A 6,919-nucleotide genomic window follows, 5' to 3' on the forward strand; every position below is an offset into this window, starting at 1 on the left:
GCGGTGCCGGCCGCCACTGCGGCCGCCGGTGGAGCGACGCCGGCTGCGCCCGAGGCTGCATCCCGGGTGCAGGGCCGGGTGCAGGAGGAAGAAAAGCGATCTCTTCAGGCGGTAGTGGACCGGGTGCAGGCCGAAGCCCGCGCCGCCGGCCTGTACTACCCCGACGACCTGATCAAGCGCTACCACATCAGTTTAAAGACCAAGCCCTTTGTCATTTTAGCCGGCATATCGGGTGGCGGCAAAACCCGCCTGATGCTTACCTATGCCCGGGCCACCGGGGCCGAGCTGTTGCCCGTAGCCGTGCGCCCCGACTGGACCAGCAATGATAGTCTGCTGGGTGCCTACAACATTTTGCAAAATTCCTTTGTACCCACGCCCTTTTGCGAATTCCTGCTGGCGGCAGGCCGGGAATGCGAGCTGGCGGCCCGGGAAAACCGCCCGCCCCGCCAGTACATGGTGCTGCTGGATGAAATGAACCTGGCCCGGGTGGAATATTACTTCTCGGATTTTCTGAGCAAGATGGAACTGCCCCCCGAAATGCGGCGCATCCGTCTCTACGACCATCCGGTGGAGGACGCCCGCATTCCCCGGGAGGTGACCGTACCCCCCAATCTGTCCATCACGGGTACGGTGAACATTGACGAAACCACCCACACCTTCAGCGACAAAGTGCTGGATCGCTCCAATTTTATCAAGCTGGAGGAAATTGATCTCAAGTCCATGGGCCAGCTCTTTGGTTACTGGCAGCCACCCCTGGTCAATGAGGATGCGGCCCATCTGCTGGTGGACTATTTGAGCCGCATCAACAACATTTTGCGGGCTGCCGACCAGCAGTTTGGTTATCGCACGGCCACCGAGATCATCCGCTGGGTGGACTACGCCCTGACCAGCGATGCTTTTGGTTTCTACACCGCCCTGGATTATCAGATCAAGCAGAAGGTACTGGCCAAACTGCAGGTGGCCCGCAGCCGCCGGGCCGATACCGATATGGTGGCCCAGCTCCTGGGCTTTTTCGAGGATGAAAAGCTGCCCGGCGCCGAAGAGCCGGCCTTCCCGCAGTGCCGCGACTATGTGGAGCGGCTGAACGAGCGGGTGCGGGAGGAGGAGTTCACCCTTGGCCAGATCTGAACTGCCAGCCTGGCTGGTGGCAGCGCTCCAGGAGGTGCAGGTCTACCTGCTGGGTCGGCAGGTGACCGGTGTGCACCTGGAGCAGCCTCCCGAGCTGGAGGCGGCCGACCTGAGCACCCTGATCATTCACTACCCGGAAGGTGATCTGGATCCCGGCCAGCTGTACCTGCTGCTGGATTATGAACCTGGCCTGGGCGGCTACCCGCTGCGCTTTTTTCGGGCTGCTTCAGGTGTGCTGCGTCCCGAGAGCGAGCAGGTGCAGCAGTACGCCGGGCAGAAGTTCCTGGGTGAAAGCCAGCTGGCCCTGGTTTACGGGGGAGAAGTGCTGGAAGAAAAGATTATTACTGTACGCTACCTGGTGAGCCAGTTTACCTCCCAACAGGTTCAGTTCATGCGCAGTGAACTAATGGAGCAAAACATTTCCCTGCTGGATTATTATGGCATGGCGCGGGATCTGCAGGAATTGATGCGGCAACTGCCGCCCGGAGCAGCGGCGGCCCGCTTTGAAGTGCTGCGGCGGGTGGTGGGGGAGTTTTTGCCGCTCTTTCGTCGCATAGAGCGCGATCCGCAGCGGGCCCTGCAGCGGGTGGCGGTGCCCAGGCCCCTGCACAGCGCCGGGCAGGTTTCCCTGCAGATGCTGGACCGGGCTGCCCAACACTGCGGGCAGTGGCAATGGGTGGAGGGACCGGCCGGGCGCTCTCTTTTACCCGCCCGGCTGCCGGTGGAGCAAAATGTGGTTTCCTATAATACACCGGACAACCGCTTTTTGCTCCAGCTGGTGAGGCAGATGCGCCGGGAAGCCGTGCTGCTCAGACAGCAGCTGGCCGCCGAGGCGGTGTACCAGGCCCGCCGGGCGGCTGAACTGAGAGGGGGGTACCGGGAATGGGTGTTGGAAAAGGCTGCCCGGGCGCGGCGGGGGGTGCAGTATCTGGCCGGGGTGGAAAACACCCTGGATGGCCTGGTGCAGAATAGCTTCTTGCGCCATTTGCCCGGCCTCACCCTGCACCAGAACCGGGAGGTGCAGACCCTGCACCCGCTCTACCGCCAGGCCCGCCGTCTGGCCCGGCGCCTTCGCTCCGGCCTGCGCCTGGCCGACCAGTTGCTGGCGGTGGATGAAGCGGCCCTGCCCGTGCGCACCCGCAGCATTAACACGCTGTACGAATACTGGGTGGCCATGGGGGTGGTGCGGGCGCTGGTGGAGCTGGGCTTTGAGCCGCTTTCCAAAAACGGGGCCCGGCTGGCCGGGGACGAGCGCAGCTTCAACTACAACCTGAAGGAGAACGGGGTGGTAGAGCTTAAGGCTCGCGAAGGGCGCCTTTTGGTCTGGTACGCCCGCCGCTACCCCCGCCTGGATTATGCGCCGGCCGCCCTGCTGGGCGCCTACCCCTACCGCATTGCCGGCGTCTGGCAGTGCAAGGACTGCCCCGATGTGGCCATGGAATACTATCCGCCGGGAGCGCTTACGCCCGAGATTATCACCCTGGATGCCACTTTCAGCCATGACCCGCGCAAGCTGCAGGAAAAGCAGTATTACACCGATACCATCCGCAGCCGCAGCAGCCCGCACCAGCCCGAGGAGGAATGGGAGTTTCCCGTGCGCGAGGCCTGGGCCGTCTACCCCGACGATTACTACCCCCCGGCCCGGCGCAGCCGTACCACGGGCGGCGAGCTGGGTTTGGTACCCGGTCCCGGGGCGGCCGAGCGCCTGCGCCGCTGGCTGGCCGAGCGCCTCAAGGCCGTGTGGGGGTTGTGAGGCGGGGTCGGCGACTGTTATTTATTGTATATATTAGTTGAAATTTTCATAATATATTGACTTTATCCTCCTGTTCCTGCTAGCATATCTATAAGCGATTAGTAGTAGTAAGCAAAGTGAATGATAGTTCATTCATTGAGCAGGAACAGGAGGGAGATGTTTGTGACCATCTGGCTCAACCACTATCCGCCCGGCGTGCCGGCCAGCCTGACCTACCCCCGGGCTACCCTCTACGATGCTCTGCGGGAAACTGCCGGCCGCTACCCCCATCACACGGCCACCATTTTCATGGACGGCCGCCTGACCTACCGGCAGCTTTTGGAGCAGGTGGACAAAATGGCGGCGGCGCTGCAAAAACAGCTGGGTGTGCAGAAAGGTGACCGGGTGGCCCTGATGCTGCCCAATCTGCCCCAGATGGTGATTGCTTACTACGCCGTGCTGGCCGCAGGAGCGGTATGTGTGGGCGTCAACCCCATGTACACCGAAAGGGAGCTGTCCCACCAGATTAAGGATGCGGGGGCCAAAGTAATCATCCTGCTGGACCTGCTGTACCCCAAAGTAGAGGCAGTGCGGGAAAAGAGCGGGCTGGAAAAGCTGGTGGTGACCGGCATAAAAGATTACCTGCCCTTCCCCAAGAACCTGCTCTACCCGCTGAAAGCGCGCCGGGAAGGCCAGCTGGCCCATATTCCTCGTCGGCCGGATATTTACTGGTTTTCCCGGTTAATCAACCAGTCGGATGGCCTTTTCCAGCGGCCGGACATCGACCCGGAAAAGGATCTGGCCGTGCTGCAGTACACCGGCGGCACTACCGGCCTGTCCAAGGGAGCCATGCTCACCCACCGCAATATTTATGCCAACGCCCTGCAGCTGTGCGTCTGGGATACTGATAAAAAGACCGGTCAGGAAGTTTCCCTCTGTGTGTTGCCCTTTTTCCATTCCTACGGCATGACCGTGTGCATGAACATTTCGGTCTTCAACGGCTACACCATGGTGCTGATTCCCCGCTTTGATGTAAAAATGCTGCTGGAGAGCATCCAGCGCTACCGGGCCAATCTCTTCCCGGGTACGCCCACCATTTATGTGGCCCTGATCAATCATCCCGATACGCCTAAATACGACCTTTCCTCCATCCGTGGTTGCCTGAGCGGTGCGGCGCCTCTGCCCCTGGAAGTCAAGCAGAAGTTCGAGGCCATCACCGGGGGCGTGCTGGTGGAGGGCTACGGCCTTTCCGAAACCTCGCCCGTGGCCCTGTCCAACATTCTCTCCCGCCAGCACGATCCGGGCACTGTGGGGGCCATCGGCCTGCCCCTGCCCGACACTCTGGTGAAGATTGCCGATTTGGAAACTGGCCAGCGCGAGCTGCCCCCGGGCCAGGTGGGGGAAATTTGCGTTAAGGGGCCTCAGGTGATGGTGGGTTACTGGAACCGGCCCGAGGAAACCGCGGCCGCCCTGCGGGACGGCTGGCTGTATACGGGCGACATCGGCTATATGGACGAACGGGGCTACACCTTTATCGTTGACCGCAAAAAGGATCTGATCATTGCCGGTGGGTACAATATCTACCCGCGCGAGGTGGAGGAGGTGCTCTACGAGCATCCCAAAGTGCGGGAGGCGGCCGTGATTGGCGTGGCCGACCCCTACCGGGGGGAAACCGTGAAGGCCTTTGTGGTGCTCAAAGAGGGCGAACAGGCCAGTGAGCAGGAGATTATGGACTACTGCCGGCAAAAGCTGGCGGCCTACAAAATCCCTCGCTTGGTGGAGTTCCGCAGTGAGCTGCCCAAAACCAATGTGGGCAAGATCTTGCGCCGGGTGCTGGCTGACGAAGAAAAGCAAAAAGCCGCGGCCCAGGCCGCCGAATAGCGTTTTGCTAGCCGAGTGGGCCACGGCGCAGGCCAGTTCGCAGGAGCGGCAGCCGGTACAGCGGTCGTAGCGGATGAGTATTTCTTTGTTCATGCTCTCCTCTCCTTCCCCTTACCAGGGCCGGGTTTCCAGGCCAAGATCCCGGCGCCGTTCCTGGATGGCAGCGTACAGTTTTTCGGCTGCTTGTTGGGGGTCGGTTTCCACAATAAAGTAGCCGCCCAGCAGATCCTTAATACCACTGGTGAGCAATGAGGTAACCAGGGCACTGCCCAGTACGGGCGGCACCAGGCCCAGATGTACGGGCAGCCCGCAGGCCACCGCTCAGGTGCCGATGGCCACTGCTTTTTCGGTCTTGAATTCGGGGGCCGAAGCGGCTACGGGCAGCTTGTCCGTGTCCACGCCCAGTTTATTGGCAATGGCCACGGCCAGATCCACCGCCCGGCTGTTGTCCACACAGGAACCCATGTGCAGCACGGGCGGCAGCGGGCCATCCAGGCCGTTGGCCCGGCCGATAGCGGTTAAAACCGCCCTCAGGCCAGCCCCGGCATAGCGGTCGGTGGCCGCCGGATCCAGCAGACCGTGCCGGGCGTAGGCTCCGGCACCGCAGCCAGTGGCCAGTAGCAGGCGGTTGTAAGACAGGGTCTCCTGGCTTTCCAGTATGATTTGGCTGTTTGCGGAATCCAGAGCCATCACTCTGGTTCCCCGGCGCAGTTTGATGTTGTTGTCAGCACTGAGACAATAAAAAGCGCGGCCGGCTGGCCGCACTGGGGAAGGTTTGATCTGGAGTGAAAAAGGGGGACGTTGCTCAGCTCCACTCGTCCGCCCGGAGCTTTTGCCGCAGCTCGTCGCTCAACTGCTCCTCGGAAAAAATGCGGATGCCCTCACTCTGCAGCAGGGCCGCGGTGACGCCCCGGCCGGGGATAACCCGGCCCTGGAAGGTGCCGTCGTGGATGAAACGTCCGCCGCAGGAGGGGCTGCGTTCTTTCAAAATAGCTGCCCGGACGCCGAAAAGGCGGCAAATTTTCAGCACTTCCCGGGCGCCCTGGATGAAGGGCTCGGTGACGTCCTCCCCCCGGCAGTTTACCACCCGGGTCCGGCCATCGAGCACGTCACATCCCTGGCCGCCCTGGATTTCGGCCGCCGGGCGGGGAGTGGGCAGACCGCCCAGCTGCTCCGGGCAGGCCGGCACCACCAGGCCGCGGCGGCACAGCTCCACCAGTGCCGGCACGGTGTTATCTCCTCCGTTGTATTTGGCCCGCAGGCCCAGCAGACAGGAACTGATCAAAAGCATAGGGGTGTCTCCCTGGTCGAAATTATGATTTGCTCATAGTTTACATAAAAAACAAGGCTGGGACAATGTCCGACAGCCTTGTTTTTGGTTATTATTGCTAATGTCATTATTGCCTTAACCAGAGTACCCTTAAAAGCGAGTTTCTGGCCAGGTATTATTCGGGCGAGTGAATATGTTCCAAATAGTTATCTGCCCATTTCCTGCAGGAATGCTGTGTGCAGTTCGCCAGCCCTATAGGCGGTGTTGTTTAAAATGTCCAGGCATAGAGGGATGTTGGTCTTAATTCCGCCGATAGTGCATTCTTGCAGAGCATTTTGCAGTGTCCGGATGGCCTGGTTTCTGTCCCGCCCCCGGGCAATGATTTTGGCCAGTAGAGGGTCGTAGTAGGGTGGGACAGTCAGGCCACTTTGTAGGGCGTGGTCAATTCGCAGGTCAGGACCGGTGGCTGGCAGGGACAGTTCCTGAATTATGCCAGGCGAAGGCAGAAATGTTTGGGGGTCTTCGGCATAAACACGGGCCTCGATGGCGTGACCGTCCAGGTGGATATCTTCTGGCGAATAAGGCAACCTGGCACCTCCCGCCAGCAAGATCTGTGCCTGCACAATGTCAATGCCCGTGACCATTTCGCTGACAGGATGTTCTACCTGCAGCCGGGCGTTTATCTCCATAAAGTAGTATTCTCCCTGTCGGGAACGCAGGTATTCTATGGTGCCGGCTCCTTTGTAACGCATTTGCCTGGCCAGGCGCCGGGTGTAGCGATAAAGGATTTCTCTTTCCTCGGGAGATACCACCGGAGAAGGGGATTCTTCAATTATTTTCTGAAAGCGTCTCTGGATTGTAGATCGTAAAATAGAATTGACCCCCGCTAGTCAAGTAAAACTGACCCA

General features: G+C 60.5%; 5 protein-coding genes and 2 pseudogenes. 3 read left to right on the plus strand and 4 right to left on the minus strand.

What is annotated here, in order from left to right:
* The 3 genes from ACUVTU_RS12860 to ACUVTU_RS12870 form a co-directional block, all read left to right on the plus strand.
* Window positions 1-1,128 (plus strand): McrB family protein (locus ACUVTU_RS12860; RefSeq protein WP_445890355.1); only part of this gene is annotated, 1,128 nt, incomplete at its 5' end.
* On the plus strand, window positions 1,115-2,881 hold the full coding sequence (locus tag ACUVTU_RS12865) for a DUF2357 domain-containing protein (RefSeq protein WP_445890356.1): 1,767 nt from the start codon (window positions 1,115-1,117) through the stop codon (window positions 2,879-2,881). The genes ACUVTU_RS12860 and ACUVTU_RS12865, both read left to right, overlap by 14 nt.
* 162 nt (window positions 2,882-3,043) lie before the next feature.
* A complete protein-coding gene (locus ACUVTU_RS12870) occupies window positions 3,044-4,741 on the plus strand; it encodes a long-chain-fatty-acid--CoA ligase (RefSeq protein WP_445890357.1) in 1,698 nt (565 codons plus the stop codon).
* Here ACUVTU_RS12870 and ACUVTU_RS12875 read toward each other — a convergent pair.
* The 4 genes and pseudogenes from ACUVTU_RS12875 to ACUVTU_RS12890 all read right to left on the minus strand — a co-directional run.
* A pseudogene (locus ACUVTU_RS12875) lies at window positions 4,727-4,834 on the minus strand (4Fe-4S dicluster domain-containing protein); the annotation flags it as partial. The gene ACUVTU_RS12870 and the pseudogene ACUVTU_RS12875 sit on opposite strands and share 15 nt — an antisense overlap.
* An 18-nt stretch (window positions 4,835-4,852) precedes the next feature.
* A pseudogene (locus ACUVTU_RS12880) lies at window positions 4,853-5,431 on the minus strand (hypothetical protein).
* Window positions 5,432-5,546: 115 nt separating this feature from the next.
* The gene (locus ACUVTU_RS12885; RefSeq protein ID WP_445890358.1) at window positions 5,547-6,032 is read right to left on the minus strand and encodes a DUF523 domain-containing protein; all 486 of its coding nucleotides are present in this window, start codon (window positions 6,030-6,032) and stop codon (window positions 5,547-5,549) included.
* Window positions 6,033-6,217: 185 nt separating this feature from the next.
* Window positions 6,218-6,883, minus strand: coding sequence for an ATP-binding protein (locus ACUVTU_RS12890; RefSeq protein WP_445890359.1), 666 nt, complete (start codon window positions 6,881-6,883; stop codon window positions 6,218-6,220).
* Window positions 6,884-6,919: the final 36 nt, after the last annotated feature.

It is taken from the genome of Desulfurispora sp., from assembly GCF_052744395.1.